Origin of the sequence: Methylobacterium dankookense (assembly GCF_902141855.1) — a bacterium.
In the GTDB taxonomy this organism is placed as follows: Bacteria; Pseudomonadota; Alphaproteobacteria; order Rhizobiales; family Beijerinckiaceae; genus Methylobacterium; species Methylobacterium dankookense.
Map to the genome: position 1 here is coordinate 1 of NZ_CABFVH010000005.1, position 24,060 is coordinate 24,060.

Consider the following 24,060-nt stretch of genomic DNA (forward strand, 5'->3'; position numbering starts at 1 on the left):
CGCGGCCACGAAGCGCGGCGCGGGGGCCGGCGGCTCCGGCGGGGGAGGCCGCGGCGCGGGCGGCGCGCTGGCGGCGGCCTTGAGGCGGGCCACCTCCTCGTCCTGCGCCGTGACGACGGCGGTGAGGTCGCGCACGATGCCGCTGAGCAGGCCGATCTCCACCGAGAGATCCTCAATGTCGGAGACGAGCGCCCGCTCGGGCTCCGGCTGCGCGAGGGCGCCGGCCGCCGCCTCGGTCCGCAGCAGGCGCTTGGACAGGGTGTCGACCTCGCGCGAGAGCACGTCGCAGCGCGCCTTCAGGGCGGCGGCGCGGGCATGGGCGGCGAGCGCCGCGAGGCCGGCGAGAGCGGCGAGCGCCAGCGCCCCGGCCTGCGGCAGGAACACCGCGAGCGGCCCGAGCACGACGGCGGCCAGGAGCCCGAAGGCCCAGAGGCTCGCATGCCGGCCGAGGAACCGGAACATCGCTAGGCTGGCACCTGACACGAGATACGCGGGACAAATCCCGACCGGTCCTGCCGAATCGGGGAGCACCGGCCGTTGTCGCCGAGGGCAGCCGGCCCGGCAAGGCGGGCGGCTCGGCGCGAACGCGGAATTCGCCGCTGTGTGACATTCCACGGTGACAGTCCGCGGTCGCCCGAGGGGCGCATGGGGGGCGCATGGGGGGATTGCGGGCCCGCGCGCGGATGCCGACATCCATCCGGCAGCGACGATGGGAGCGCCCATGGACGAGACCGCCGACCTCCTGATGCGCGTGGAGGGCATGACCTGCGACGGCTGCGCCGAGGCGGTGCGCCGCACCGTGCGCCGGCTCGATCCGGAGGCCACCGTCGCGGTGGACCGGGCGCAGGGGCGCGTCGCCATCCGAACCCGGGCGCAGAGCCTCGCGATCGCCGACGCGCTGACCAAGGCCGGCTACACCGCCACCGCGATGACCGGCTGAGGCCTGTCCGGAGCGCGCCGCGAGCCCGAAGCGCCTCGAAAATCAGCGAAAGTTAATTTGCGGGCGCGTCGAAAAATTTCGACGCGCATTTCCCCGCGCCTTGACGCACACTGGCGGGATCCTGCGTCGATCCTGCTTCAAGCACGGTCGCGATGCGGACGCACGGGCATCCGGCCGGGCCGGGAACCCGAGCCCGCTGGCGACACGACGCACAACAAAGCGCCTCGTGCGGACCAAGGTGAGGAAACCATGCCGTCAGACATCGAGATCGCCCGCGCGGCGACCCTGAAGCCGATCGCGCAGGTCGCGGAGAAGCTCGGCATCCCGGACGAGGCACTGCACAATTACGGCAAGCACATCGCCAAGCTCGACCACGGCTTCATCGGCTCCCTGGAAGGCCGGCCCGAGGGCAAGCTGATCCTCGTCACCGCGATCTCGCCGACGCCCGCGGGCGAGGGCAAGACCACCACGACGGTGGGCCTCGGCGACGCGCTGAACCGCATCGGCCAGAAGACGATGATCTGCCTGCGCGAGCCCTCGCTCGGCCCCTGCTTCGGCATGAAGGGCGGGGCGGCCGGCGGCGGCAAGGCGCAGGTCGTGCCGATGGAGCAGATCAACCTGCACTTCACCGGCGACTTCCACGCCATCACCTCGGCGCACTCGCTGGCCGCGGCGCTGATCGACAACCACGTCTACTGGGCGAACGAGCTCAACATCGACGTGCGCCGCATCTTCTGGCGCCGCGTGGTCGACATGAACGACCGGGCGCTGCGCGCCATCAACCAGTCCCTCGGCGGCGTCGCCAACGGCTTCCCGCGCGAGGACGGCTTCGACATCACGGTGGCCTCCGAGGTGATGGCGGTGTTCTGCCTCGCCAGGAACCTCGAGGACCTTGAGGAGCGGCTCGGCCGCATCGTCATCGCCGAGACCCGCGACCGCAAGCTCGTCACGCTGAAGGACGTGAAAGCCACGGGCGCGATGACCGTGCTCCTGAAGGACGCGCTGCAGCCGAACCTCGTGCAGACGCTGGAGGGCAACCCGGCCCTCATCCATGGTGGCCCCTTCGCCAACATCGCCCATGGCTGCAACTCGGTGATCGCGACCCGCGCCGGCCTGCGGCTCGCCGACTACACGGTGACGGAGGCCGGCTTCGGCGCCGATCTCGGCGCCGAGAAGTTCCTCGACATCAAGTGCCGTCAGGCCGGGATCAGCCCCTCGGCCGTCGTCATCGTCGCCACGGTCCGCGCGCTCAAGATGCATGGCGGCGTCAACAAGAAGGACCTCGGCTCCGAGAATATCGGCGCCCTGGAGAAGGGCTTCGCGAACCTCGCCCGCCACGTGACGAACGTGCGCAATTTCGGCCTGCCGGTGGTGGTGGCGGTCAACCATTTCTACGCCGACACCGATGCCGAGCACGCCAAGCTGCGGGAGCTGTGCAGCGAGAAGCTCGGCATCGAGGCCATTACCTGCAAGCACTGGGCGGATGGCGGCGCGGGCGCCGAGCAGCTCGCCCATGCCGTGGTCCGGCTCGCGGAGGGCGGCGCGCAGCCGATCTCCTACGCCTACGAGACCGAGGCCAAGCTCACCGACAAGATCCGCTCGATCGCGACCAAGCTCTACGGGGCGGCCGACGTCCAGATCGAGTCCAAGGCCGCGCAGAAGCTCGCCGCCTTCGAGAAGGAGGGCTACGGCAACCTGCCGATCTGCATGGCCAAGACCCAGTACTCGTTCTCCACCGACCCCGCGCTCATCGGCGCGCCGGACGGCCACGTGGTGGCGGTGCGCGACGTGCGGCTCTCGGCCGGCGCCGGCTTCGTGGTGGCGATCTGCGGGGAGATCATGACCATGCCGGGCCTGCCCCGGGTCCCGGCCGCCGACACGATCCGCCTCGACGCGAACGGGCAGATCGACGGCCTGTTCTGAGAGACTGTTCTGAAAGAGACTGGGGCCGGCGCCGCCGGCCCTCGCCTCACTGGCCCGAGCCGCGGATCAGCATCTTGATGCGCTGGTCCGCCCGGCCGAGGCGCTCGGCCACGCCGCGGCGGGTGCATGTCTCGATCGAGTCGCCGGCATAGAGGCCGACCTCGCGAGCCTGCGTCCGGCAGGTGCTGAGGGGTGGCCACACCGCGATCATCGTGACGAACACCAGCAGGCCGGCCGCGTCGATCGCCAGCCAGATCTTCCAGTCGAGGCGCAGGCCGCCCCGGCGCCCGCTGGGAGCCCGCCGGCCGCGCACGGCGCCGGGCGCGCCCGCGCGCGTCATGCGCTCATGGAATCGTCCGGCCTCACCGGGGTCGGGCGGCAGCAGCGCCATGGGTCAACCTCTTCGACAGCGTTGGTGAGCCGGCTCATCGACAGGCGGGCCTGTCGCAGCAGGGGCCCGGATCAGTCGATGACGCGGCGGATCAGCCTCAGATTCTCCTGGAGCGAGGCGGCGTTGCCGACGATCTCGTCGCGGGCGCAGATGCCGGCCTGAAGGAACTGATCGAGCCCCCCGCTCGACGTCAGGCCGCGCCCGCCGGAGCGGCAATCGGCGAGGACGTAGCCGTAGAGCAGGAAGGCCAGCGGGGTCAGGAACAGGGCGAGCTTCACGAGCCCGAACAGGCGCGAGAGAGGCCCCCGGCGCGGGCGTGCGGCGCGCCTGTCGTCCCACGCATCGTCGCGGTCCCGCTCGTCGCGGCTATCGGCGTATCGGCGCTCGTTGACGTTCATGGATCGCGCGAACCACACCCGTGCGGACCGTTCCGCAAACCTATGTTAGGTTGCGCTTCGTGAATTCGGTCCTAACCGGCATGCTTAAGCCGGCGTGAAGGACGCAGGGATTCCGTCAGGCCGCGAGCGCCCGGTTCACCGTGGCGCGCAGGTCCGCGAGCGAGAAGGGCTTGGTCAGCACGTCGGTGACGATGGCGTCGAGGCCGCGGGCGCGCTCGCGCTGATCGGCGAAGCCCGTCATCAGCAGGATCGTCAGGTTCGGGAAGTCGCGCTTGGCAGCGAGCGCCAGGGCGATGCCGTCCATCAGCGGCATGCGGATGTCCGTGAGCATCAGGTCGAAGCCGCCATCGGCCTCGTTCAGCCGGTCGAGGCCGTCGCTGCCGTCGATCGCGGTGACGACGGCGTGGCCGTCGATCTCCAGGCCCCGCTTGAGGAAGCCCCGAACCGTCTCCTCGTCATCCACGAGCAGGATGCGCGCCATGTCCGTCCGATTTCGCCCTGCCGTGAGAACCGCCCGACCGGCGATCACTCGAAAGACACCGATGGACCGGGCCGTCTGTCAAGACGGGATTGTCCGGGAGCCGGTGCGCGACGATGCAAGAACCGGCCCGGAGGCAAAAATGCCGCGCTCGGCGGCCGGTTCCAGCCCGCTCCTGCGACATGCGACCGATCCCTTCGGGATGGCGGATATCGTCCGCGCGCAGACGCCGCGCGGGATCAGGTCCCGTCGAACAGATCGGCGTCGGTGCTGTCGAAATCGACCACGCCCACGAAGGGCAATTGCCGGAAGGCGTGGGCCGCATCCATTCCGTAGCCGACCACGAACACGTCGGGGCAGGTGAAGCCGACGAAATCGGCATCCATGGTCACGGCGCGCTTGCCGGGCTTCTCCAGCAGCACCGCGGTCAGCACCCGCTGCGCGCCGCGGGCCATCAGCAGGTCCTTGGCGAAGACCAGGGTGCGGCCGGATTCCAGGATGTCGTCGATCAGGAGTACGTCGCGGCCGCGCACCTCGCTCTGGACGTCGCGCAGGATCTCGACCTGGCCGGAGGAGACGGTGCTGGTGCGGTAGCTCGACAGGTGGACGAACTCGACCTGCGGCGACAGCCCGGCCCGGTGCAGCGACCGCAGCAGGTCGGCCGCGAACATGAAGCTGCCCTTGAGCACCGCCACCACGAGCAGGTTCTCAGGCTTCGCCGCGACGATCGAGGCGGCGATCTCCTCGTTGCGCCGGGCGATGGCGGCTTCGTCGAACAGGACGCGGACGCGGCGGGAAGGTGTGGTCATGCCGCCTTAGACCATCTTTTCACGCATGCGGCCACGGTCTTTTCGCGGCCGGCGCGGGCCCCGCGTCAGTGCGGCGGGGCCGGATCCGCGACCGCCGGCGCCGTCTCGGCGAAGCGCAGCTGCAGGCCGCGCGCCTTCGCCGGCGGGTCGGCGAAGCTCGCGCGGAAGCGGGCGGTCTCGCCCGCGGCGAGGCTGGCGCGCGGCGCCGCGATCTGCAGGCTCCGCAGGCCCGTGCCGGCCTCGTCGCGCAGTTCGACCGCGAGCGGCGGGACCGGCGTCGAGCCGCGGGCGAGGCCGACGAGGTCGCCCTCCACCACGAGCTCGGCCGGGCGCCCGGCCTCGGCGGGGTTGCGGAAGGCGACCACGTCGCGGATCTCGAGGCCGCGCAGGTTCACCGGCAGGCCGATGCGCGCGTAGAGGCCGGCGCTCTGCGGCATCGCCCGCACCACCGAGGTCCGGGCGAGGCAGGCGAGCGGCAGCGCGGCGAGCAGGGCGAGCCCGGCGGCGAGAGCGGGCGAGAGCGTCCTGCGCTTGGTGGATGTCTTGACGCGCTTCTGCGGATTGCGGCGGCGCGGCGCGGACGGGGGCTCCGCCGGCACGTTGTCGACGACGTCCTCGCCCACGGCGCTGCGCACGGCCGCCGAGGCCTCAGCCCAGGCGGCGTCGGAGGGCGCGTCGGGAGCGGCCGTGCCGCCATCGGCCTCCAGCTCGGCCGCGTGCGCGGCCAGCACGTCGGCGGGTGTGATGAACCAGGTCTCGCGGCAGGCGGCGCAGCGCACCGAGCGCCCCTCCATGCCGAGGCGCCCGGTCTCGACCCGGTACGCGCTGGCGCAGGTGGGGCAGACGATCAGCATGCGCGGGCGACGCTCGGACGGAGCCGGCCCGGGCTTGGGCGCGGAACTTCTTAAGCGAGTGTCAGCGAACGCGGTTAAGCTCCGGTAAGCGCCGCGGCCGCGCGGAACCAGGGATTCCGCGGCACGGGCTTGAAAACGCCGGCTCCGGGCTTCATCCCGGCAGGCCGAGGCCTTGAGGTGACGGACCGGTGAAGACGGGAAGCCTGCTGCCCGGCGCGGAAGTGCCGGTGGTCCAGTTCGAGAATGTCGGCATGCGCTACGGCCTCGGGCCGGAGGTGCTGTCCGACGTGAGCTTCCGCATCGCGCCCCATTCCTTCCAGTTCCTCACCGGCCCGTCCGGCGCGGGCAAGACCACGCTGCTGCGCCTGATCCTGCTCTCGGCACGCCCGACCCGCGGCGTCGTCTCGGTGTTCGGTGAGGAGGTGAGCGGGATCTCCAGCGGCAGCCTCACCGCCCTGCGGCGGCGCATGGGCGTCGTGTTCCAGGATTTCCGGCTGCTCGACCACCTCACCACCTACGAGAACGTGGCGCTCCCCCTGCGCGTGCAGGGCCGGGCGGAGACGAGCTACCGGGCCGAGGTGGTGGAGCTCCTGCGCTGGGTGGGGCTGGGCGAGCGCATGCACGCCCTGCCCCCGCTCCTCTCCGGCGGCGAGAAGCAGCGCGCGGCCATCGCCCGCGCGCTGATCGGCCGCCCGGACCTGCTGCTCGCCGACGAGCCCACCGGCAACGTCGATCCCGGCCTCGGCCGGCGCCTGCTGCGGCTGTTCCTCGAATTGAACAAGCTCGGAACCTCGGTGATCATCGCCACCCACGATTTCGGCATCATGGACGCGGTGCCCGCCCGCCGCATGGTGCTGGGCGAGGGCCGCCTGCGAATCGAGGAGTGATGGTGGATCCGACGACCCGGCGCCCGGAAGCGCCCCAGACGCCCGCCGAGGAGCGCCTATCGGCCGAGGGGAGCGCCCCGGAGCGGGCGCCCGCCCGCGCGGCGGTGGCGGCCGCGCCCGATCCCGGCCTGCCGCTGCGGCGCAACGCGGCCCTGGTGCCGACGGATTCGGCCGCGAGCCGCTCGCTCGCGGCGGTCATCGCCATCCTCACCTTCCTGGCCGGTCTCTGCGCGGGCACCGCCGAGATGGTGGCGACGAGCGCGGGCCAGTGGCAGGGCAGCGTCGCCCGCGAGGTGACGATCCAGGTCCGGCCCGGCCCCGGCCGCGACATCGAGGCGGATCTCGCCAAGGCGCAGGGGATCGCGAAGGCCGAGCCAGGCATCGCCGAGGCGCGGACCTTCTCCAAGGCCGAGGCCGAGCGCCTGCTGGAGCCCTGGCTCGGCAGCGGCCTCGACCTCTCCGACCTGCCGGTGCCGCGCCTCATCACCCTGAAGCTCGGCACGCCCACGCCCGACCTGAAGCACCTGCGCGCGAGCCTCACCGAGGCGCTGCCCGGGGTCGCCAGCCTCGACGACCACGTGCTCTGGCTGCAGCGGCTCTCGACCATGGCCAACACCTTCGTCGGCGTCGGCATCGGCATCGTCGCGCTGGTCCTCGTCGCCACGGGCCTCGCCGTCGCCTTCGCCACGCGCGGGGCGATGGCGGGCAACAAGGAGGTGGTCGAGGTGCTTCACTTCGTGGGCGCCGACGACGACTTCATCGCCCGGGCCTTCCAGCGCCGCTTCTTCGGCCTGGGCCTGCGCGGCGGCGCGATCGGCGCGGGCAGCGCCCTCCTCGCCTTCGCGCTGGCGGGCCTCCTGTCCCGGGCCTGGCGCTCGGGGCCGGCCGGCGACGAGATCGAGGCCCTGTTCGGCGCCTTCAGCGTCGGCTGGCGCGGCTATGCCAGCGTGCTCGCCATCGGCGTGATCGCCTCGCTGGTGACCGGCGTGGTCTCCCGCCTGACGGTGCGGCGCTTCCTCGCCTGATGCGAAGGCCCGCGCCCGCCTGGGGATTTCCGCGCAAAGCGTGATGCGTCCACAGGGACGAGAACGCGTTAACCATTCGTCAACCTCTGGGACGCGCAATGTCTTGACCGCACCGGCGCCCTGCGGGGGCCCGCCTCCGGGCCGCCGCAATCGCCCCTATCCTGTCGGAGAATGTCCACGCGTATGACGCGCGCCCTCGATCCGAACTTCGCCGAGCCCTTCGGCTGGCGCTGGGACGTCGCGCGCGGAGCCCGTGCCGAGCGCACGGCGCAGCCCCGGGCCGGACGGCGCGGGCCGCTCGCGGCGCTCGCCGCCGGGACGGGCCTGGCCGCCCTCGCAATCCTCGGCGGCTTCCTCGGCTTCGTGGGGATGCTCGAGCGCAGCGAGCGGGTGCCCCAGGGCCGGGCCGACGGCATCGTCGCCCTCACCGGCGGCGCGCAGCGGATCGGCGACGCCATCGACCTCCTGGCCAGCGGCTACGGGCGGCGCCTGCTGATCACCGGGGTCAACGAGCGCACCAGCCGCGACGAGATCGCCCGGCTCAACCCGACCCAGCGCGACTGGATCGCCTGCTGCGTCGACCTCGACTACCGGGCGCGCAACACCATCGGCAACGCCATCGAGACCCGCCGCTGGATGCGGCGGCACCATTTCGGGACGGTCGCGGTGGTGACCTCGAACTACCACATGCCGCGCACGCTCATCGAGCTCGACCACGCCCTGCAGGGCTCGGACGGCGTGGTGCCCCATCCCGTGATCGCCGAAGGCTTCGACGCGGGCCGCTGGTGGCGCAGCCCCGGGACGGCGCGGCTGCTGGCGGCGGAATACGTGAAGTTCGTGGCCGCCTGGCTGCGCACCCGCTTCGAGGACGACCCCGAGCAGTCCCGCGCCGCGATCCTGATCGGCCGCGGCAAGCCGGTGAAGATGGTCGCCGAGCCGCTCCCCCGCCGCATCGACTGATCCGGGATTCCGAAGGGATCATCCCTTCGGCGGGTCCAGGGCGGAGCCCTGGGATCCCCCGTCAGGGCTTCGCCCCGACACCCCACGAAAGGGGTGACCCCTTTCGAAACCCGGATTCAGGGTGCGCAGCCGTTGGACCGTTCCTGGCGCTGGATGTCGGCGACCTTCGCCCGGTCGCGGGCCGAGAGCGGCACGTCCGCGATCTCGTCGTACTGGCAGCCGGCATTGCCGAAGGCGCGGATCGCCCGCGTCGTGCGGAAGCAGTAGCCGGCCTGCTTGTAGACCGCGTTGCGCTCGGCCCAGAGCTCGTCGCAGGGAAACTCCGCCCGCGCCGGCCCTGCGGCCAGGCCCGAGACCACGGCGATACCCGCCAGCGCGCTGCGCAGCATGCTTCCCCCCTCCCCCGTATGGACTTTTCAGGAGCCCCGACAGCGGTTCTTGATCGCTGCGGAGAATTCCCGCTCCGAACCCTGGACCTGGGCGAGCCGCTCGCTGCGCTCGGAGCCCGACAGGCAGCGCCCGTACACGCTCGCGACGCGGCGCATGGTATCGACGTGGCGGCGCCAGATCCGGCAGGTCTTGGTATCGTCGCCGTCGGCCTGTTCGAGCTGGTCGATGGCCTGCCGCTGCATCGACTGGGCCACGAGCACGTCGCGTGGGCAGGTGCCGTCGGCACCGGCCTGGGCATGGGCGGAGACCGGGCCGAGCACGAGCCCGGCGAGGAGCGCACGGCGCAAAAGTACGGGGATCATGCCGCCTGGGGAGCCGAGGTGTGGGTCAGGAGGGCGTAGAGGGCGCTCGCATCCCGCGCCGCGCGGATCCGCTCCAGGATCCCCGGCTCGCGCAGCACGCGGGCGACCTGGGCGAGCGCCTTCAGGTGGTCGGCGCCGGCGCCCTCGGGGGCGAGGAGCAGGAAGGCGATGTCGACCGGCTGGCCGTCGAGCGCCTCGAAGTCGACGGGCTTGTCGAGGCGGGCGACGAGGCCGAACAGGCGATCGAAGCCCGGCAGCTTGCCGTGCGGAATGGCGACCCCGTCACCGATGCCGGTGGAGCCCAGCCGCTCGCGCTGGAGCAGGGTCTCGAAGACCTCGCGCTCGTCGAGGCCGCTCAGGCGGCGCACCGCCTGAGCGCTCAGCTCCTGCAGAACCTGCTTCTTGGTCCGCGCGCGCAGGGCCGGCACCACGGAATCCGGATCGAGGAACTCCAGGATTGGCATGGAAGGACCGTCGCCCCTTCGGCCGGGTTCGACGGCGAACCCCGCAACCGTCACGAAGGACCGCCGGCGTCTTCCGCGCAGACGGCCCCTGATCGTCAATTACCGGACGGACCGGCGGTTCCCGCCCGGCGCCTCGGTTCAGCCCGCCTCGGGCGGATCGACCCAACCGATGGCGCCGTCGCTGCGCCGATATACGACGTTGATGCGCCCGGTGCCAGCATGAACGAAGACCAGCACCGGCGCGCCCGTGAGGTCGAGGGCGGTCACCGCCTCGCTCACCGAGCGGCGCTGGAGGGTCTTGGTGCTCTCGGCGACGATGGGCGGATGGTCGGCGCCATCCTCCTCGGCAGCGTCCGGCTCGTCCTCGGCGGGGGCCGCGAGCACCGCATAGGCCGCCTCCACGGCGCCGTTGGTCTGCGCGGCGGCGTGGTCCTTCAGGCGGTGCTTGTAGCGGCGCAGCCGCTTATCCAGCCGGTCCGCGGTCTGCTCGAAGCTCGCGCGCGGATCGTGGTCGGCGCCCGTCGCCTCGATGGTGAGGCCGGAGACGAGGTGGAGCACGCAATCCGTGCGGTAGCCCGTGCCGTCCCGCCGGAGCGTGACGTGGCCGTTGCAGGAGCCGCTCATATGGCTGTCGAGGTATTTCGCGAGCGTCGCCGCCATCCGATCCTCGACACGGCTGCGAAGAGCCTCTCCGAGGTCCAGGCCGTGGCCTGTGACGCGCAAAGCCCCCATGTTTCCTCCGGTCAACGCACTGCGTGGCCCATGAGGTTAAGGAGCCGCGCCTGCGGAAGTCAACGCGCCCGTGAGCCGGCTCGGAACAGCAGGCCCCCGGTGCACGCGTCCGCCCCTGCTCAGCGCAGCGCCAGGGCGCCCGCGCCGCCGCCCGAGCCGCCCTGCGCGCCTCCTTGGGCATAGCGCTCGCGCCGGCGCTCGATCGAGGAGGGGATGCGCAGGGATTCGCGGTACTTGGCCACGGTGCGGCGGGCGATGTCGACGCCCTCGCTGCGCAGCTTCTGCACCAGCGCGTCGTCCGAGAGCACGTCGTCCGGCGGCTCGGCGTCGACGAGCTGCTTGATGCGGTAGCGCACGGCCTCCGAGGAATGTGCCGCCGCGCCCGCCGCACCGGGGATCGCGGCGGTGAAGAAGTACTTCATCTCCAGGGTGCCGCGGCTCGTGCCGATCGCCTTGTTGGAGGTGACCCGCGAGACGGTCGATTCGTGCATGCCGATCGCCTCGGCCACGGTCTTCAGGTTGAGCGGGCGCAGATGCGTCACGCCGTGCAGGAAGAAGCCGTCCTGCTGGCGCACGATCTCGGTGGCGACCTTGAGGATGGTGCGCGCCCGCTGCTCCAGGCTGCGGGTCAGCCAGTTCGCGGTCTGCAGGCAATCGGAGAGGAAGGCCTTGTCGGTGTCGTTCGCCGCGCCGCGCGAGACGCGGGCATAGTAGCTCTGGTTCACCAGCACCCGCGGCAGGGTCTCGCTGTTCAATTCCACCAGCCAGGAGCCGTCGGGCGCAGGCCGCACGAACACGTCCGGGATCAGCACCTCGACGGCGCTGGCGCCGAAGGCGCGGCCGGGCTTCGGCTCCAGGCGGCGGATCTCGCCGAGCATCTCGACGAGGTCCTCGTCGTCCACCCCGCAGAGGCGGCGGAGGGCGGCGAAGTCGCGCTTGGCCACGAGGTCGAGGCGCGAGACCAGCGCCTGCATGGCCGGGTCGAAACGATCCTTCTCGCGCAGCTGGATCGCGAGGCATTCGGCGAGGTCGCGGGCGCCGACCCCGGACGGGTCGAAGCCCTGGATCAGCCGCAGGATTCCGGCCACGCGGTCGAGGGAGGCGCCGAGCCGCTCGGCCACGCCGTCGAGGGATTCGCGGAGATAGCCGGCCTCGTCCACCGCATCGATCAGGAAGCCGCCGATCAGCCGGTCGACCGGATCGGGGGTGGCGAGTTCGAGCTGGCTCGCGAGATGCTCGCGCAGCGAGGTCTCAGCGGTGAGCGTCGCCTCGAAATCCGGCGCCTCGGCATCGAAGCTGCCGCCGGTGCTGCCGTAGGGCGCGGGCGTCAGCGAGAGCATGTCGCCGGCGGTCGCCTCGCGGGCCGGCGGAGGCGTGTCGTCGGGGAAGACGTTGTCGAGGCGGGTCTCGAAGCCGGTATCGATCTCGCCGCGGCCCGGATCGAGCTCGGCGCTGCCGGACCAGGCCTCGTCCGAGCCCGAGAAGGACCCGTCCTCGAAGCGCTCGCGCGCCTCCGCTGCGGCCTCCTGCGCCTCCGGGGCGCCGTCCGGGCTCGCGCCCTCGACGCGCTCCAGGAGCGGGTTGCGCTCCAGCTCGGCTTCCACATAGGCCGCGAGATCGAGCTGCGAGAGCTGCAGGAGCTTGATCGCCTGCAGGAGTTGCGGCGTCATCACCAGAGCCTGGCCCTGGCGCATCTCGAGTCTTTGCAACAGACTCATGCGGACCCCTGCCTCTTCCGACGACGGCCGGCCGCGGACCCTGCGCCCGTCGGCACGCTTCTTGCTTGTGTCTTCGGTTAGCTTTAGCCTCTTCCCGGCTGCGCGTCAAAGCGGCGGGCTCGGGTTTTCCGCGGAACGGGCCGGAGTGAGGCACCTGCGCCGCACTCTTCCGCAACTTCGTTTAAGGAAGGCTTGCGTGCAATAAGCAGCCGCCGGGGCGTCGGTTTGGAAGGGAAGGTACGGCGGGCGACGCCAGGGCCGCTGTTCCGACGTGCTCTCGCGCGCCGAACCGGCATCCAGTTCGGCTCGAGAGCGCTCTAGAGGCGGAAATCCTCGCCGAGATAGAGCCGGCGCGCCTCCGGATTCGCCACGATCTCCTCGGGCGTGCCCTCCGTGAGGATGCGGCCGGAATGGGCGATGTAGGCGCGGTCGATCAGGCCGAGCGTCTCGCGCACGTTGTGATCGGTGATGAGCACGCCGATGCCGCGCTGCTTCAGGTGCTTCACGAGGTCCTGGATGTCGCCGACCGCGATCGGGTCGATGCCGGCGAAGGGCTCGTCGAGGAGCATGAAGGTCGGCGAGGAGGCGAGCGCCCGGGCGATCTCGCAGCGCCGCCGCTCGCCGCCCGACAGCGCGATGGAGGGCGACTTGCGCAGGCGCGCGATGTCGAACTCCTCGAGCAGCGATTCGAGCTTGCGCGCCCGCTCCTTGCGGTCGGGCTCGGCCACCTCCAGCACGGCGCGGATATTGTCCTCGACGGTGAGGCCGCGGAAGATCGAGGCTTCCTGGGGCAGGTAGCCGATGCCGAGGCGCGCCCGCTGATACATGGGCAGCTGCGTGATCGGCAGGCCATCGAGGCTGATATGGCCGCGGTCGGCCGGCACCAGCCCGGTGATCATGTAGAAGATCGTGGTCTTGCCGGCGCCGTTCGGCCCGAGCAGGCCGACCGCCTCGCCCGTGCGGACGACGAGGCCGGCCTCGTGCACCACGGTGCGGGCGCCGTAGCTCTTGCGCAGGCCACGCACGCTGAGAACGCCCGGGCCGCCCTCGGCATCGGCGGCCTCGGCGGCCGCCCGCCCGCGGCCGAGCAGGCGGCCGAGGAGCGACGGCCGGGCGACGGCGACCGGCGGGGCGGGGTCGTGCCCCGGATCGAACGTCACGGCGCCGCTCAATTCGCCTGCGCCCGCGCCCTGGCGGCCTGAGGATCCGCCGGCTTGTCGACGGCCTTGTCGTTCGCCTTGTCGGCGGGTTTCGGCGCGCCGCGGGAGGCCGCCGCGGGCTGCGCGCAGCCCGTGGCCTTGGCGCCCTTCGCCTCGGTCTTCTCCCCGGGGACGAACATGGCCGAGACGCGCCCGCCCGCCACCGGGTCCATGTTCGCGCGGCCGGTATTCATGTCGTAGACGAGGCGCTGCCCGCGGGTGACGTTCTGGCACTGGCTCAGCACGACGTTGCCGGTGAGCACGATGCGCTTGGCCGCTTGGTCGAACACCGCATTGTCGCCGGTCGCCACCTGGTCCTTCTGGACCACGGTGACGGGGCCCGCGCACTCGACCTTCTGGATGCCGTTCTCGGGCCTGGCCTCGGGCGGCTTGTCCGCCTCGCCGTCCTTCTCCTTGCCGCGCTTGTAATGCACGGTCATGGTCGAGCAGCGGATGGTGCTGTCGCCCTGAACGGCAACAACGTTGCCGGCAAACACCGCCTTATTCTCGCGGTCGAACACGTCGAGCCGGTCGGCGTCGATCTTGATCGGCTCCTTGCCGCCGCCCATCGAGCCGAAGGGATTGCTCTCCTTCTGGGCCGCGGGCGCGGCGAGCGCGGGCGTGGCGAGCAGGAGCAGGCCGAGCAGGGTGGGACCGAGACACCTCACGGCTGGCCCTCCCCCGGCTCCGCCGCCGAGGAGAGCAGGCGCAGGGCGCCGCTATCGACGGTGGGGCCCGCCTCGTCGGTCTTCTTGCCCGCGCGGGCGGGCTTGTCGGGGTCCTGATGGAACACGGTGTGCACGTTGCCGATGAAGGAGATGACGCGGCCGTTCTCCACCACGTCGAGGCTGTCGGCCACCACCGAGCCGCTGGGCACCGTGACGGTCACGGCCTCCTGGGAGGCGACGCTGCCGGCCTTGAAGTTCACGGCCGCCGATTTGAGCCGCGCCTCCTCGCCCTTGTCGGTCCAGATCCGGATGTCGCGGCTCAGGTCGAGGGTCTCGCGGGCGGTGTCGAACAGGCCGGCGGCGGCTTCCAGCCGCGCGAGGCCGCCCTTGTCGTCGGTGGCGATGTGGCCGCGCATGGTCTCGAGCTCGATCAGGCTCGGCTTGCGCATATCCTGGAGGGCGGCATTCGCGGTGACCTCGTAGCCGCGATCGCCCTTGCGGAAGCCCGAGAGCCGCGGATTGTCCATGCGCACCTTGGTGCCGGACAGGGTGACGGGGCCGACGCTGACATCGGGCAGCGAGGCCGCGAAGGGGTTGAGCACGAGGGCCGCCACCGCGATCACGGCGCCGCCCGCGGCCACCGGGATGAGGCGGCGGAACAGGCGGACGCGCGCGCTGTGGCGATGGGCACGGGCATGGGCACGCGTGCGCCGCGCGCTGCCGGCGGGGGCCCCATTCGTGCCGATCGCGTCGAGCACCTGCATGACATGTCCCAGCGGCGGCCCGGGGGCGCCCGCGAGAGAGGAACGGTCCGAATCGGCACGAAGCCGGCCCGGGGCCGCATGCCGATGGCAGCGGCCGAGACGGGCCGCATGCGCTCGGCCGATGGCGAAGTTATGGCTTAAGTGTTTCCGAAGGTTCAACCATACCACGAGAGATGACACGCGCACCCGCATGACGGGCGCGTCCGGGCGGTGCGCGGGCGCACGCCTGCGGTGCCCCGGGTGCGGATTGCGTAGCCGCTCAGGTATGGGCGAAGATGTCGGTCTCCGGCCAGCCGTCGAGGTCGAGCCGGGCGCGCGCGGGCAGGAAATCGAAACAGGCCCGGGCGAGATCGGTGCGGCCTTCGCGAGCCAGCATGGCGTCGAGGCGCTCGCGGGCGGCATGCAGGTGCAGCACGTCGGAGGCCGCGTAGTCGAGCTGCGCCTGGCTCAGGATCTCCGCGCCCCAGTCGGAGGATTGCTGCTGCTTCGACAGGTCGATGCCGACCGTCTCGCGGACCACGTCCTTCAGGCCGTGCCGGTCGGTATAGGTGCGGGCGAGCTTCGAGGCGATCTTGGTGCAGTAGACGGGCGCCGGCATCACGCCGAGCCGGTGGTAGAGCACCGCGAGGTCGAACCGGGCGAAGTGGAAGATCTTCAGGACGTTCCGGTCGGCGAGGACGCGCTTGAGCACCACCGGCTCCGGCCCCTCGCGCGGGATCTGCACCACGTCGGCCGTGCCGTCGCCCGTGGAGACCTGCACCACGCAGAGCCGGTCCCGGTGCGGGTTGAGGCCGAGCGTCTCGGTATCGATGGCGATGGCCGGGCCGGGCTGATAGCCCTCGGGCAGGTCGCCCCGGTGGAGGCGGACGGTCGGGCTCGGCATCGGGGCGTCTTTTCGGCAGGTGCTTGCGGGAACGGGGTTTTTTGCCGGTAGCACCGCCGCCGCGGGTGGACAAGGACCCTTGTCCGCTTCGGTGCAGCGCGCTCTCAGACCGCGACGTTGTCGATGAGGCGCGTCCGGCCGAGATAGGCCGCGGCGAGCACGCGGGCCGGGCCCGCGACGCGCTCCAGCGGCGCGAGGGTCGCGGCATCGCAGACGGCGAGGTACTGCACCTGAAAGCCCGCCTCCTCCAAGGTCGCGATGCCCTCGGCGATGGCCGGGGCGGTCGCGGCCCCGGTGCGGCAGGCGGCGGCGACCGCGCTCAGCACCGCGTGCAGGTTCGGGGCGAGCGCCCGCTCGGCCGGCTCGAGGTAGCGGTTGCGCGAGGAGCGCGCGAGGCCGTCCGCCTCGCGCAGGGTCGGCACGCCGCGGATCTCGACGGCGAGGTCGAGATCCTCCACCGCGCGGCGGACCACCTGAAGCTGCTGGTAATCCTTCTCGCCGAACAGGGCGACGTCCGGACGGACCTGGCCGAGGAGCTTCGTCACCACCGTGGCGACGCCGGAGAAGTGGCCCGGCCGGAAGGCGCCGCACAGGCCCTCGGTCAGGCCCGAGACCTCGATGCGGGTCGCAAAGCCCGGCGGATACATGGTCGCGACCTCCGGTGTCCAGGCCGCGTCCGTGCCGGCCGCGCCGAGGCGCCGGAGATCACTCTCCACGTCGCGGGGGTAGCGGGCGAAATCCTCGTTCGGCCCGAACTGCGTCGGGTTGACGAAGATGCTGACCACCGCCCGCCCGATCCGGCGCGCCTCGGCCACCAGGGCGAGATGGCCCTCGTGCAGCGCGCCCATGGTCGGCACCAATGCGACGCGCTCGCCCGACGCGCGCCAGGCCGCGACCTGGGTGCGCATCTCGGCGATGTCGCTGATGCGCTGCGGAGAGGGGGACGGCTGCGCGCTGCTCAAGGCTCGGGCTCCGGGCGGGGACGGCGCGCCGGTCTAGAGCCGTTCCCGATCGCGTTGCAATCGGGAACGTCTCCAGGCCCTTGTTTTGACGCGCTCTCTTCTCGCCGAACCGGCGTCCACTTCGGCTTGAGAGCGCTCCAATCCCTCACTCCCCCGCGCGCCAGCCCGCTCGTCAGGGACAGTACGGCAGGAGCGCGCGGCCGAACGGATCGTCGATGCCCGGCGGCGGCGTCAGCCCGTAATAGCTCGGACGCGACAGCCCGTAGGCCGAGCCGACATAGCTCGGATCGTCGGGGGCGTTGGTGGGGACGGGCACGCGCCGCGGGACGCAGCCGGGGGCGACGGGCGGAGGCGGCGCCCGGCGCACGATCCGCTCGTTGCCGTCGCTGCGCGGGAAGTAGCGCGGCGGGCTCGCGGGCACGGCGTAGCGGGGCGGTCCGTAGGCGTCGCCGAGCAGATCGGCGGAGCCCGCGGGCGCAGGGGCGATCAGCATCACCGCCGCGAGGATGCGCAAGCTCCGTCCCACCGTCGCGCCCATGTCCCGCTCCCGCCGAGAGGCAACCCTTGTCGGGACTTGGTAAACCGGGCGTTAGCGGATCTCAGGCCAGCGCGGCGGTGCGGGCCTGCAGGACCGCCACGAGATCGGCCGGGCGCAGGCGGATCTGCAATCCGCGCCCGCCGCCATTCACGTGGATCTCCTCGTCCGTGTCGAGGGAGCCCGAATCGATCAGTGTCGGCACCGTGCGCTTCTGCCCGAGGGGGCTGATGCCGCCGACGTGGTAGCCGGTGAGCCGCTCGGCTTCCGGAGGCTTCAGCATCGCCGCCGATTTGCCCCCGAAGGCGGCGGCGACGCGCTTCATGCTCACCTCGCGGTCCGACGCGACGAGGAGGCAGACCGGCTTGCCGTCGACCGCGGCCATCAGGGTCTTGAGCACCCGGTCCGGACCGACGCCGAGGGCCTCGGCCGCCTGCAGGCCGATGCGCGGCGCGTCCGGATCGTAAGCGTAGGCGTGGAGGCTGTAGGGGATCCCCGCCTTGTCCAGGGCGCGGGTGGCGGGCGTGGCCTTGGCCATCGATGTCTCGTCTTGACGGGTTCAGGCCTCGGCAAGGGCGGCGACCAGCCGCCCGACCTCGGCATGGATCGAGTCGCGCACCGCCTCCGGCGCGTCGGTCTGCGTGATGTAGACCGCCGCGAGGAGCGGCGCACGCCCCGGAGGCCGCACGATCGCGACCACGTTGGCCGTGCCGTTGGCGCCCGAGCCGGTCTTGTCGCCCACCGTCCAGGTCGCAGGGATCCCGGCGCGCAGCCGCTTCAGGCCGGTGCGGGATTCCATCATCCAGCCGGCGAGGCGGGCACGGCTCTCCGGCGTCAGCACCGGCCCGAGCAGGACGAGCTCCAGGGTGGCGAGCATCGCGGCGGGCGTGGTGGTGTCGCGCGGGTCGCCCGGGATCGCGGTGTTGAGCTCCGGCTCCCAGCGGTCGAGCCGGGTCTTCGCGTCGCCGATCTGGCGGAGCCACGCGGTCAGGGCCTCCGGCCCGCCGAGCGCCCGGAGCACGAGGTTCGTCGCGGTGTTGTCGCTCCAGACCAGCGCCGCGGCGCAGGCTTCGCCGAGGGGCATCGGCCCCTCCCCCGCCTCGAGGCGGCGGCGCGCGACGGGCGCGTAGCTGTCGAGGTCGGCCGCCGTATAGGGCATCGCCCGCGACAGTGTCTCCGTGCCCCGCTCGACCCGGGCGAGCAGCGCGGCGGCAGCGAGGAGCTTGAAGGTGCTGCACAGGGGGAAGCGCTCGTCGGCGGCATGGGCGAGGCCGCGCCCGCTGCCGGTATCCCGCGCGGCGACGCCGAGGCGCCCGCTGAATCCGCGCGCGAGGGCGAGGAGGCGCGCCTGCGCATCCTCCTCCGCGGCGGCGCGGAATGGCCAGGCGGCGGCTGCGAGGCCCGTCCCCAGGCCCAGGCAGAGATGGCGGCGGGTCGGGTCGGACATGGCGCCTGGATCCTCCTGCGGCCCGCGGGAACGGTGTCGGTCCCGCGCTGCGAAGCGGCCCCATCATGGCACCGCTTGGGCCATCGGTCAGGGGCCGGCTTCGCGCGGCCTGCGGATGCCGTGCTAGAGCGCACGGCTGAGACGGGCGTGTGACGGCGCATGACGGCAGATGTTGGGATGAGCGATCAGAGCACGATCTTCGCGCCGGCGAGCGGGTTCGGGCGCGCGGCCGTCGCCGTCGTGCGGCTCAGCGGGCCGGCCTGTGCCGCGGTGCTTAACGCGCTGTCCGGCCCCCTCCCCCCGCCGCGGCGGCTGTCGCTGCGGAGCCTGCGCGATCCGGCCGACGGTGCCGTCCTCGACAAGGCCCTGGTCTGCTGGATGCCGGGGCCGCAGACCTTCAGCGGCGAGGACATGGCGGAATTGCACCTCCACGGGGGCGCGGCGGTGCGGGCGGGCGTGCTGCGCGTCCTCTCCGGGCTGCCGGGCTGCCGGGCGGCGGAGGCCGGCGCCTTCACGCGGCGCGCGGTGCTCAACGGCCGCATGGACCTCACCGAGGCCGAGGGCATCGCCGACCTGATCGAGGCCGAGACCGAGGCGCAGCGGCGCCAGGCCCTGCGCCAGCTCGACGGCGTCCTCGGCCGGCAGGTGGAGGCGTGGCGCGAGGAGGCGCTGACCTGCCTCGCCGCCGCGGAAGCCGCCCTCGATTTCGCCGACGAGGGCGATGTGGACGATGCGGCCCTCGACGCGGCCCTGCTCGGCCGGGTCGCCGCCCTGCGCGCAGAGATCGCTGCGGCACTGGCCGATGGGCGGCGCGGCGAGCGGCTTCGGGACGGCTTCACCGTCGTGCTGGCGGGTGCGCCGAATGTCGGCAAGTCGACGCTTCTGAACGCGCTCAGCCGTCGCGACGCCGCCATCGTCTCGGACGTACCGGGGACGACGCGGGATGCCATCGAGGTCCGGCTCGATCTTGGGGGCCTGCCGGTGCTCCTGGTGGATACGGCCGGCCTGCGTGAGACGGCGGATGCGATCGAGTCCGAGGGGATCGCGCGCACGCGCCGACGCATCGCCCAGGCCGACCTCGTGCTGCTGCTGGCCGATGGGGACGAGGCCGAGACCGGCTTCCCGGACGTGCCCCTCGTCCGGATCCGGACCAAGGCGGATCTGGAGGGGCCGGCAGCCAACGTGCGGGAGGATGTCCGGATCTCCGCCCGGACCGGCCTCGGCCTTGATACCTTGCTTGGCATCGTTCAGGAGCGCGCGGAAACCGCCCTCGGTAGCGGCGACGCGGTGGTGACCCGGGAGCGGCACCGGGAGGCACTGGTGCGCTGCCTCGTGCATCTCGACCGCGTCCTCGCGGCGGCGGACGGCACCCTGCCTGAACTGGTCAGCGAGGATCTGCGGATGGCCGCGCGGGCGTTGGGCGAGATCAGTGGCCGCGTTGGCGTCGAGGATGTTCTCGATCGCCTGTTCAGCAGTTTCTGCATCGGGAAATAGGCGCCTGTTTCACGTGAAACAGGGCCAGTTCAGCTCCGGGTGAGGAACATGCCCGTGAGCAGGAAGCCGAGAGCCGCAAGGCCGAGGGCGCCTTCTCCGCGCGCAGACCTGCCGGTGAAATGTGCAATCGCGCCACCGGCGACGCAGAGCGTACCCAGACCGATCGAAACCAGATGCATGCCCGCCCTCCTGACAAGTCACAGGACGCCGACGCGGTGCAGCACCGAAAGACGGGCCGGCACCGCCATCCTGGCCGATCGGTCAAGCAAGGACAATGCCGCGCTTCAGCGGACACAGCCGCAGCGCCCCCTCGCAGTCGGGATCGCGTTGACGACGCGGCGCCCCGGCGCGTAATCACGCGCATGCCCCTCATCCAGTCCAGCGCCTTCGATGTGATCGTCATCGGCGGCGGCCATGCCGGCGTCGAAGCTGCTGCGGCCGCAGCCCGTTGCGGCGCGCGCACCGCCCTGGTGACGCATGCGGCCGCCACCATCGGCGCGATGTCGTGCAACCCCGCTATCGGCGGCCTCGGCAAGGGCCACCTCGTCCGCGAGGTCGATGCCCTCGACGGGCTGATGGGCCGGGTGGCGGACGCCGCCGGCATCCAGTTCCGCCTGCTCAACCGGCGCAAGGGCCCGGCCGTGCGCGGCCCCCGCACCCAGGCCGATCGCAAGCTCTACGCCGCAGCGATGCAGGCGGCGGTGGCCGAAACGGCAAAGCTCCAGGTGGTCGAGGCGCCGTGCGAGGATCTCCTCGTGGAGACCGGCCGCGTCGCGGGCGTCGTGCTCGGCGATGGGCAGGTGCTGCGCTGCGGCGCGGCGGTGCTGACCACCGGCACCTTCCTGCGCGGCCTCATCCATATCGGCGCGGTGCAGGTGCCGGCCGGCCGCGTCGGCGAGGCGCCCGCGATTGGCCTCGCCCGCACCCTCGACCGGCTCGGCTTCCGCCTCGGCCGGCTGAAGACCGGCACGCCGCCGCGCCTCGACGGCACGACCATCGACTGGGCCGCTCTGGAAATGCAGGAGGCCGATGCCGAGCCGGTCCCCTTCTCGACGCTGACGGAGCGGATCACCACCCCGCAGATCCGCTGCGGCATCACCCGGACGACGCAGGCCGTGCACGACCTGATCCGGGCGAACCTGCACCGCTCGCCGATGTATTCCGGCGGCATCAGCAGCCGCGGCCCCCGCTACTGCCCCTCCATCGAGGACAAGGTGGTGCGCTTCGGCGACCGCGAGGGCCACCAGATCTTCCTGGAGCCGGAGGGCCTGGACGACCCGACCGTCTACCCGAACGGCATCTCCACCGCCCTCCCCGAGGCGGTCCAGCATGAACTCGTCGCGCTGATCCCGGGCCTGGAACGCACGCGCATCCTGCGGCCGGGCTACGCCATCGAGTACGATTACGTCGATCCGCGCGAACTCGATACCGGGCTGCAGGCCAAGCGCCTGCCCGGCCTGTTCCTCGCCGGCCAGATCAACGGGACCACCGGCTACGAGGAGGCGGCGGCGCAGGGCCTCGTCGCCGGGCTCAACGCGGCACGCGCGGCGGGCGGCCAGGAGACGGCCAGCTTCGACCGCGCCGAATCCTATCTCGGCGTGATGATCGACGATCTCGTCACCCACGGGGTGAGCGAGCCCTACCGCATGTTCACCTCGCGCTCGGAGTATCGGCTGAGCCTGCGCGTCGACAATGCCGACGAGCGGCTGACCCGGCGCGGCCTCGCCCTTGGCTGCGTCGGCGCGCGGCGGGCCGCGCATTTCGCAGACTCGCAGGCCGAGCTGGCCGCGGCGCGCGCGCGGCTCGACGGCCTGAGCCTCACCCCGACCCAGGCGCGCGCCCACGGGATCGAGCTGAACCAGGACGGCATCCGCCGCAGCGCCTTCCAGCTCCTGTCCTATCCGGAACTCGATTGGGCTCGCCTCTCCGCCGTCTGGCCGGAGCTGGCGGAGGTGTCGCCGCGGGTCGCCGAGCGCCTGCGCACGGATGCCACCTACGCGGTCTATCTCGACCGGCAGCAGGCCGACATCGCCTCCTTCCGGCGGGACGAGGCGGTGCAGTTGCCGGCCCATCTCGACTATGGCCGGATCAGCGGCCTCTCGAACGAGATGCGGCTGAAGCTGGAGGCGGTGCGGCCGGGCACGCTCGGGCAGGCGGCGCGCATCGAGGGCGTAACGCCGGCAGCGCTGACGCTGCTGGCGGCCCATGCGCGGCGCGGCGGCCACGCGGCAGCCCGCGCCTGATGGCCCGCGACCATGACCGCGACCGGGTGCTTGCGGAAGCCGGTGTTTCACGTGAAACCGCAGAGAGGCTCGACCTCTACGTGGAGCAGTTGCGGCGCTGGCAATCGGTGAAGAACCTCGTCGGGCCGGCGACCCTCGCCGAGGTCTGGACGCGCCACGTGGCCGACGCGCTCCAGCTTCTCGCTCTGGCCCCGCAGGCGAAGAGCTGGCTCGATCTCGGTTCCGGCGCCGGCATTCCCGGGCTGATCCTGGCCATCGCCGGGGGGCCCGATGTGACGGTGGATCTCGTCGAGAGCAACGCGCGCAAATGCGCCTTCCTCGCCGAGGCGGCCCGTCTCACCGGCGCCCGGGCGCGGGTCCACAACGCCCGCATCGAGACGGTGATCCCGCGTTTCGAGGGCATCGAGATCGTCTGCGCCCGCGCCCTCGCCTCCCTCGACCAGCTCCTCGCCTGGACGGAGCCGCTGTTGAAAACCGGCACCACCGGCCTGTTTCCGAAGGGCCGGGACGTCGATGCGGAATTGACCCAGGCCGCCGCCCGGTGGACAGTCACCCACGACCTCGTTCCGAGCCGAACCGAGTCGGCGGCCCGGATCGTCCGCGTCACCGCCCTCGTGCCCAAACAATCATGACAAGCCACGCCCCTCCTCCGCCGGCCGAACCGGCGCCGTCCGCCGTGACCAAGCGTCCGCTGCGGATCCTCGCGCTGGCCAATCAGAAGGGCGGCGTCGGCAAGACGACGACGGCGATCAATCTCGGCACGGCGCTCGCGGCCATCGGCGAGCAGGTGCTGGTGATCGACCTCGACCCGCAGGGCAACGCCTCGACGGGTCTCGGCATCGACCGGCGCCAGCGCAACGTCTCGACCTACGAGGTGATGGCCGGCGAGGCGCGCCTCGCCCAGGCCGTGGTGCCGACCGCGGTGCCGCGCCTCTCGATCGCGCCCTCGACCATGGACCTGCTCGGCCTCGAACTGGAGATGGCCTCGAGCCCCGACCGGGCGCACCGCCTGCGCAACGTCCTCAAGGATGTCGCCACGGCGCCCGAGACGGCAGGCATCACCTATGTGCTGATCGACTGCCCGCCCTCGCTGAACCTCCTCACCATCAACGCGCTCGCCGCCTCCGACGCGGTGCTGGTGCCGCTGCAATGCGAGTTCTTCGCCCTGGAAGGCCTCAGCCAGCTCCTGCGCACGGTCGAGCAGGTGCGCAGCGCGCTCAACCCGCGCCTGACGATCCAGGGCATCGTCCTGACGATGTTCGATCCGCGCAACAACCTATCGAACCAGGTGGTGGCGGATGTGCGCAGCTTCATGGGCGAGAAGGTCTACGAGACCATGATTCCCCGCAACGTGCGGATCTCCGAAGCGCCCTCGCACGGCAAGCCGGCGCTGCTCTACGACCTGAAATGCGCGGGCAGCCAGGCCTATCTGCGCCTCGCCTCCGAGGTGATCCGCCGCGAGGGCCGGGTGCCGGAGGCGGCCTGAACGGCCGCGCGGGAAGCGAACAGGGTTTGAGGCGTGTTGCGTAGCAAG

28 protein-coding genes and 1 pseudogene are annotated in these 24,060 nt (G+C 72.0%); 9 read left to right on the plus strand and 20 right to left on the minus strand.

Translation table 11 applies throughout. The features are described from left to right. Positions 1-462, minus strand: a pseudogene (locus MTDSW087_RS05845) (EAL domain-containing protein); the annotation flags it as partial. A 259-nt stretch (positions 463-721) separates the two neighbouring features. On the opposite strand from MTDSW087_RS05845, the gene MTDSW087_RS05850 reads away from it, so the two are divergent. Both MTDSW087_RS05850 and MTDSW087_RS05855 read left to right on the plus strand, forming a co-directional pair. Continuing rightward, positions 722-940: a heavy-metal-associated domain-containing protein gene (locus tag MTDSW087_RS05850; protein WP_144761447.1), complete on the plus strand. Its 219-nt coding sequence runs from the start codon at positions 722-724 to the stop codon at positions 938-940. Positions 941-1,189: 249 nt separating this feature from the next. Then, positions 1,190-2,863, plus strand: a complete 1,674-nt coding sequence (locus tag MTDSW087_RS05855; protein ID WP_144761449.1) for a formate--tetrahydrofolate ligase — start codon at positions 1,190-1,192, stop codon at positions 2,861-2,863. 46 nt (positions 2,864-2,909) lie between these two features. Here the strand turns inward: MTDSW087_RS05855 and MTDSW087_RS05860 are convergent, their stop codons facing one another. The 5 genes from MTDSW087_RS05860 to MTDSW087_RS05880 form a co-directional block, all read right to left on the minus strand. Then, positions 2,910-3,254, minus strand: a complete 345-nt coding sequence (locus MTDSW087_RS05860; RefSeq protein ID WP_144761452.1) for a hypothetical protein — start codon at positions 3,252-3,254, stop codon at positions 2,910-2,912. Positions 3,255-3,325: 71 nt separating this feature from the next. Next, positions 3,326-3,652 carry a hypothetical protein gene (locus MTDSW087_RS05865; RefSeq protein ID WP_144761455.1) on the minus strand — a complete coding sequence of 109 codons (327 nt, stop codon included), beginning with the start codon at positions 3,650-3,652 and terminating at the stop codon, positions 3,326-3,328. A gap of 115 nt (positions 3,653-3,767) precedes the next feature. Then, on the minus strand, positions 3,768-4,133 hold the full coding sequence (locus MTDSW087_RS05870; RefSeq protein WP_142586208.1) for a response regulator: 366 nt from the start codon (positions 4,131-4,133) through the stop codon (positions 3,768-3,770). A 236-nt stretch (positions 4,134-4,369) separates the two neighbouring features. Then, complete coding sequence (hpt, locus tag MTDSW087_RS05875; protein WP_144761458.1) at positions 4,370-4,939, minus strand: hypoxanthine phosphoribosyltransferase; 570 nt, start codon at positions 4,937-4,939, stop codon at positions 4,370-4,372. Positions 4,940-5,004: 65 nt separating this feature from the next. After that, on the minus strand, positions 5,005-5,793 hold the full coding sequence (locus tag MTDSW087_RS05880) for an MJ0042-type zinc finger domain-containing protein (RefSeq protein WP_144761462.1): 789 nt from the start codon (positions 5,791-5,793) through the stop codon (positions 5,005-5,007). Positions 5,794-5,981: 188 nt separating this feature from the next. Between MTDSW087_RS05880 and ftsE the strand changes: the two genes are divergently transcribed. The 3 genes from ftsE (at position 5,982) to MTDSW087_RS05895 (ending at position 8,665) form a co-directional block, all read left to right on the plus strand. Then, positions 5,982-6,680 carry a cell division ATP-binding protein FtsE gene (gene ftsE / locus MTDSW087_RS05885; protein ID WP_144761465.1) on the plus strand — a complete coding sequence of 233 codons (699 nt, stop codon included), beginning with the start codon at positions 5,982-5,984 and terminating at the stop codon, positions 6,678-6,680. After that, positions 6,680-7,705: a cell division protein FtsX gene (locus MTDSW087_RS05890; protein ID WP_244948373.1), complete on the plus strand. Its 1,026-nt coding sequence runs from the start codon at positions 6,680-6,682 to the stop codon at positions 7,703-7,705. Before ftsE ends, MTDSW087_RS05890 begins: the two co-directional genes overlap by 1 nt. 183 nt (positions 7,706-7,888) lie before the next feature. Continuing rightward, on the plus strand, positions 7,889-8,665 hold the full coding sequence (locus tag MTDSW087_RS05895; protein WP_144761468.1) for a YdcF family protein: 777 nt from the start codon (positions 7,889-7,891) through the stop codon (positions 8,663-8,665). 116 nt (positions 8,666-8,781) lie between these two features. Here the strand turns inward: MTDSW087_RS05895 and MTDSW087_RS05900 are convergent, their stop codons facing one another. The 13 genes from MTDSW087_RS05900 to bla all read right to left on the minus strand — a co-directional run bounded on the left by MTDSW087_RS05900 (position 8,782) and on the right by bla (position 18,789). Next, positions 8,782-9,054, minus strand: a complete 273-nt coding sequence (locus tag MTDSW087_RS05900; RefSeq protein ID WP_144761472.1) for a YARHG domain-containing protein — start codon at positions 9,052-9,054, stop codon at positions 8,782-8,784. A gap of 27 nt (positions 9,055-9,081) precedes the next feature. Next, positions 9,082-9,417, minus strand: a complete 336-nt coding sequence (locus MTDSW087_RS05905; RefSeq protein WP_144761475.1) for a hypothetical protein — start codon at positions 9,415-9,417, stop codon at positions 9,082-9,084. After that, positions 9,414-9,881, minus strand: a complete 468-nt coding sequence (gene ptsN, locus MTDSW087_RS05910) for a PTS IIA-like nitrogen regulatory protein PtsN (RefSeq protein WP_144761478.1) — start codon at positions 9,879-9,881, stop codon at positions 9,414-9,416. The genes MTDSW087_RS05905 and ptsN overlap by 4 nt, the downstream gene beginning before the upstream one ends. A gap of 138 nt (positions 9,882-10,019) precedes the next feature. Further along, positions 10,020-10,613, minus strand: coding sequence for a ribosome hibernation-promoting factor, HPF/YfiA family (gene hpf / locus MTDSW087_RS05915; protein ID WP_144761481.1), 594 nt, complete (start codon positions 10,611-10,613; stop codon positions 10,020-10,022). A gap of 119 nt (positions 10,614-10,732) precedes the next feature. After that, positions 10,733-12,331 carry an RNA polymerase factor sigma-54 gene (gene rpoN, locus MTDSW087_RS05920; RefSeq protein WP_144761483.1) on the minus strand — a complete coding sequence of 533 codons (1,599 nt, stop codon included), beginning with the start codon at positions 12,329-12,331 and terminating at the stop codon, positions 10,733-10,735. A 317-nt stretch (positions 12,332-12,648) separates the two neighbouring features. Beyond that, positions 12,649-13,491: an LPS export ABC transporter ATP-binding protein gene (lptB, locus tag MTDSW087_RS05925; protein WP_144761486.1), complete on the minus strand. Its 843-nt coding sequence runs from the start codon at positions 13,489-13,491 to the stop codon at positions 12,649-12,651. 8 nt (positions 13,492-13,499) lie between these two features. Then, on the minus strand, positions 13,500-14,198 hold the full coding sequence (locus MTDSW087_RS05930) for an LptA/OstA family protein (RefSeq protein ID WP_144761489.1): 699 nt from the start codon (positions 14,196-14,198) through the stop codon (positions 13,500-13,502). Further along, positions 14,195-14,962, minus strand: coding sequence for a lipopolysaccharide-assembly, LptC-related protein (locus MTDSW087_RS05935; RefSeq protein ID WP_144761492.1), 768 nt, complete (start codon positions 14,960-14,962; stop codon positions 14,195-14,197). The genes MTDSW087_RS05930 and MTDSW087_RS05935 overlap by 4 nt, the downstream gene beginning before the upstream one ends. Before the next feature lie 259 nt (positions 14,963-15,221). After that, a complete protein-coding gene (locus MTDSW087_RS05940) occupies positions 15,222-15,845 on the minus strand; it encodes a ribonuclease D (RefSeq protein ID WP_144761495.1) in 624 nt (207 codons plus the stop codon). Between the two features lie 104 nt (positions 15,846-15,949). After that, positions 15,950-16,807, minus strand: coding sequence for a pantoate--beta-alanine ligase (gene panC, locus MTDSW087_RS05945; protein ID WP_144761497.1), 858 nt, complete (start codon positions 16,805-16,807; stop codon positions 15,950-15,952). A gap of 172 nt (positions 16,808-16,979) precedes the next feature. Then, entirely contained in the window at positions 16,980-17,345 is a 366-nt protein-coding gene (locus tag MTDSW087_RS05950) for a hypothetical protein (protein ID WP_144761500.1), read from the minus strand. Between the two features lie 61 nt (positions 17,346-17,406). Beyond that, on the minus strand, positions 17,407-17,880 hold the full coding sequence (gene ybaK / locus MTDSW087_RS05955; RefSeq protein WP_144761503.1) for a Cys-tRNA(Pro) deacylase: 474 nt from the start codon (positions 17,878-17,880) through the stop codon (positions 17,407-17,409). 21 nt (positions 17,881-17,901) lie between these two features. Then, positions 17,902-18,789, minus strand: a complete 888-nt coding sequence (gene bla / locus MTDSW087_RS05960) for a class A beta-lactamase (RefSeq protein ID WP_144761506.1) — start codon at positions 18,787-18,789, stop codon at positions 17,902-17,904. A 177-nt stretch (positions 18,790-18,966) separates the two neighbouring features. Here bla and mnmE point away from each other — a divergent pair, with 177 nt between their 5' ends. Next, positions 18,967-20,283 (plus strand): tRNA uridine-5-carboxymethylaminomethyl(34) synthesis GTPase MnmE, encoded by a 1,317-nt coding sequence (gene mnmE, locus MTDSW087_RS05965; RefSeq protein ID WP_144761509.1) that lies wholly within the window; start codon positions 18,967-18,969, stop codon positions 20,281-20,283. 29 nt (positions 20,284-20,312) lie between these two features. Here the strand turns inward: mnmE and MTDSW087_RS29990 are convergent, their stop codons facing one another. Continuing rightward, a complete protein-coding gene (locus MTDSW087_RS29990) occupies positions 20,313-20,462 on the minus strand; it encodes a hypothetical protein (protein ID WP_186383745.1) in 150 nt (49 codons plus the stop codon). A gap of 183 nt (positions 20,463-20,645) precedes the next feature. Here MTDSW087_RS29990 and mnmG point away from each other — a divergent pair, with 183 nt between their 5' ends. From mnmG to MTDSW087_RS05980, 3 genes are read left to right on the plus strand one after another with little or no spacing between them, the layout of a single operon-like run. Continuing rightward, the gene (gene mnmG / locus MTDSW087_RS05970) at positions 20,646-22,526 is read left to right on the plus strand and encodes a tRNA uridine-5-carboxymethylaminomethyl(34) synthesis enzyme MnmG (RefSeq protein WP_144761512.1); all 1,881 of its coding nucleotides are present in this window, start codon (positions 20,646-20,648) and stop codon (positions 22,524-22,526) included. Further along, complete coding sequence (gene rsmG, locus MTDSW087_RS05975) at positions 22,526-23,158, plus strand: 16S rRNA (guanine(527)-N(7))-methyltransferase RsmG (protein WP_144761515.1); 633 nt, start codon at positions 22,526-22,528, stop codon at positions 23,156-23,158. Before mnmG ends, rsmG begins: the two co-directional genes overlap by 1 nt. Beyond that, entirely contained in the window at positions 23,155-24,012 is an 858-nt protein-coding gene (locus tag MTDSW087_RS05980; protein WP_144761518.1) for a ParA family protein, read from the plus strand. Before rsmG ends, MTDSW087_RS05980 begins: the two co-directional genes overlap by 4 nt. The last annotated feature ends 48 nt before the right edge of the window (positions 24,013-24,060 follow it).

Excerpts from the sequence above, each read along its gene's own strand:
- MTDSW087_RS05870 (WP_142586208.1), bottom strand. The coding sequence starts at position 4,133 with ATGGCGCGCATCCTGCTCGTGGATGACGAGGAGACGGTTCGGGGCTTC.
- ybaK (WP_144761503.1), bottom strand. The coding sequence starts at position 17,880 with ATGGCCAAGGCCACGCCCGCCACCCGCGCCCTGGACAAGGCGGGGATC.
- MTDSW087_RS05850 (WP_144761447.1), top strand. The coding sequence starts at position 722 with ATGGACGAGACCGCCGACCTCCTGATGCGCGTGGAGGGCATGACCTGC.
- MTDSW087_RS05935 (WP_144761492.1), bottom strand. The coding sequence starts at position 14,962 with ATGCAGGTGCTCGACGCGATCGGCACGAATGGGGCCCCCGCCGGCAGC.
- ptsN (WP_144761478.1), bottom strand. The coding sequence starts at position 9,881 with ATGCCAATCCTGGAGTTCCTCGATCCGGATTCCGTGGTGCCGGCCCTG.
- MTDSW087_RS05865 (WP_144761455.1), bottom strand. The coding sequence starts at position 3,652 with ATGAACGTCAACGAGCGCCGATACGCCGATAGCCGCGACGAGCGGGAC.
- hpf (WP_144761481.1), bottom strand. The coding sequence starts at position 10,613 with ATGGGGGCTTTGCGCGTCACAGGCCACGGCCTGGACCTCGGAGAGGCT.
- rsmG (WP_144761515.1), top strand. The coding sequence starts at position 22,526 with ATGGCCCGCGACCATGACCGCGACCGGGTGCTTGCGGAAGCCGGTGTT.
- MTDSW087_RS05900 (WP_144761472.1), bottom strand. The coding sequence starts at position 9,054 with ATGCTGCGCAGCGCGCTGGCGGGTATCGCCGTGGTCTCGGGCCTGGCC.
- MTDSW087_RS05860 (WP_144761452.1), bottom strand. The coding sequence starts at position 3,254 with ATGGCGCTGCTGCCGCCCGACCCCGGTGAGGCCGGACGATTCCATGAG.
- MTDSW087_RS05980 (WP_144761518.1), top strand. The coding sequence starts at position 23,155 with ATGACAAGCCACGCCCCTCCTCCGCCGGCCGAACCGGCGCCGTCCGCC.
- MTDSW087_RS05855 (WP_144761449.1), top strand. The coding sequence starts at position 1,190 with ATGCCGTCAGACATCGAGATCGCCCGCGCGGCGACCCTGAAGCCGATC.
- rpoN (WP_144761483.1), bottom strand. The coding sequence starts at position 12,331 with ATGAGTCTGTTGCAAAGACTCGAGATGCGCCAGGGCCAGGCTCTGGTG.
- MTDSW087_RS05905 (WP_144761475.1), bottom strand. The coding sequence starts at position 9,417 with ATGATCCCCGTACTTTTGCGCCGTGCGCTCCTCGCCGGGCTCGTGCTC.
- bla (WP_144761506.1), bottom strand. The coding sequence starts at position 18,789 with ATGTCCGACCCGACCCGCCGCCATCTCTGCCTGGGCCTGGGGACGGGC.
- MTDSW087_RS05880 (WP_144761462.1), bottom strand. The coding sequence starts at position 5,793 with ATGCTGATCGTCTGCCCCACCTGCGCCAGCGCGTACCGGGTCGAGACC.
- mnmE (WP_144761509.1), top strand. The coding sequence starts at position 18,967 with ATGAGCGATCAGAGCACGATCTTCGCGCCGGCGAGCGGGTTCGGGCGC.
- MTDSW087_RS05950 (WP_144761500.1), bottom strand. The coding sequence starts at position 17,345 with ATGGGCGCGACGGTGGGACGGAGCTTGCGCATCCTCGCGGCGGTGATG.
- MTDSW087_RS29990 (WP_186383745.1), bottom strand. The coding sequence starts at position 20,462 with ATGCATCTGGTTTCGATCGGTCTGGGTACGCTCTGCGTCGCCGGTGGC.
- MTDSW087_RS05890 (WP_244948373.1), top strand. The coding sequence starts at position 6,680 with ATGGTGGATCCGACGACCCGGCGCCCGGAAGCGCCCCAGACGCCCGCC.
- hpt (WP_144761458.1), bottom strand. The coding sequence starts at position 4,939 with ATGACCACACCTTCCCGCCGCGTCCGCGTCCTGTTCGACGAAGCCGCC.
- MTDSW087_RS05895 (WP_144761468.1), top strand. The coding sequence starts at position 7,889 with ATGACGCGCGCCCTCGATCCGAACTTCGCCGAGCCCTTCGGCTGGCGC.
- MTDSW087_RS05940 (WP_144761495.1), bottom strand. The coding sequence starts at position 15,845 with ATGCCGAGCCCGACCGTCCGCCTCCACCGGGGCGACCTGCCCGAGGGC.
- mnmG (WP_144761512.1), top strand. The coding sequence starts at position 20,646 with ATGCCCCTCATCCAGTCCAGCGCCTTCGATGTGATCGTCATCGGCGGC.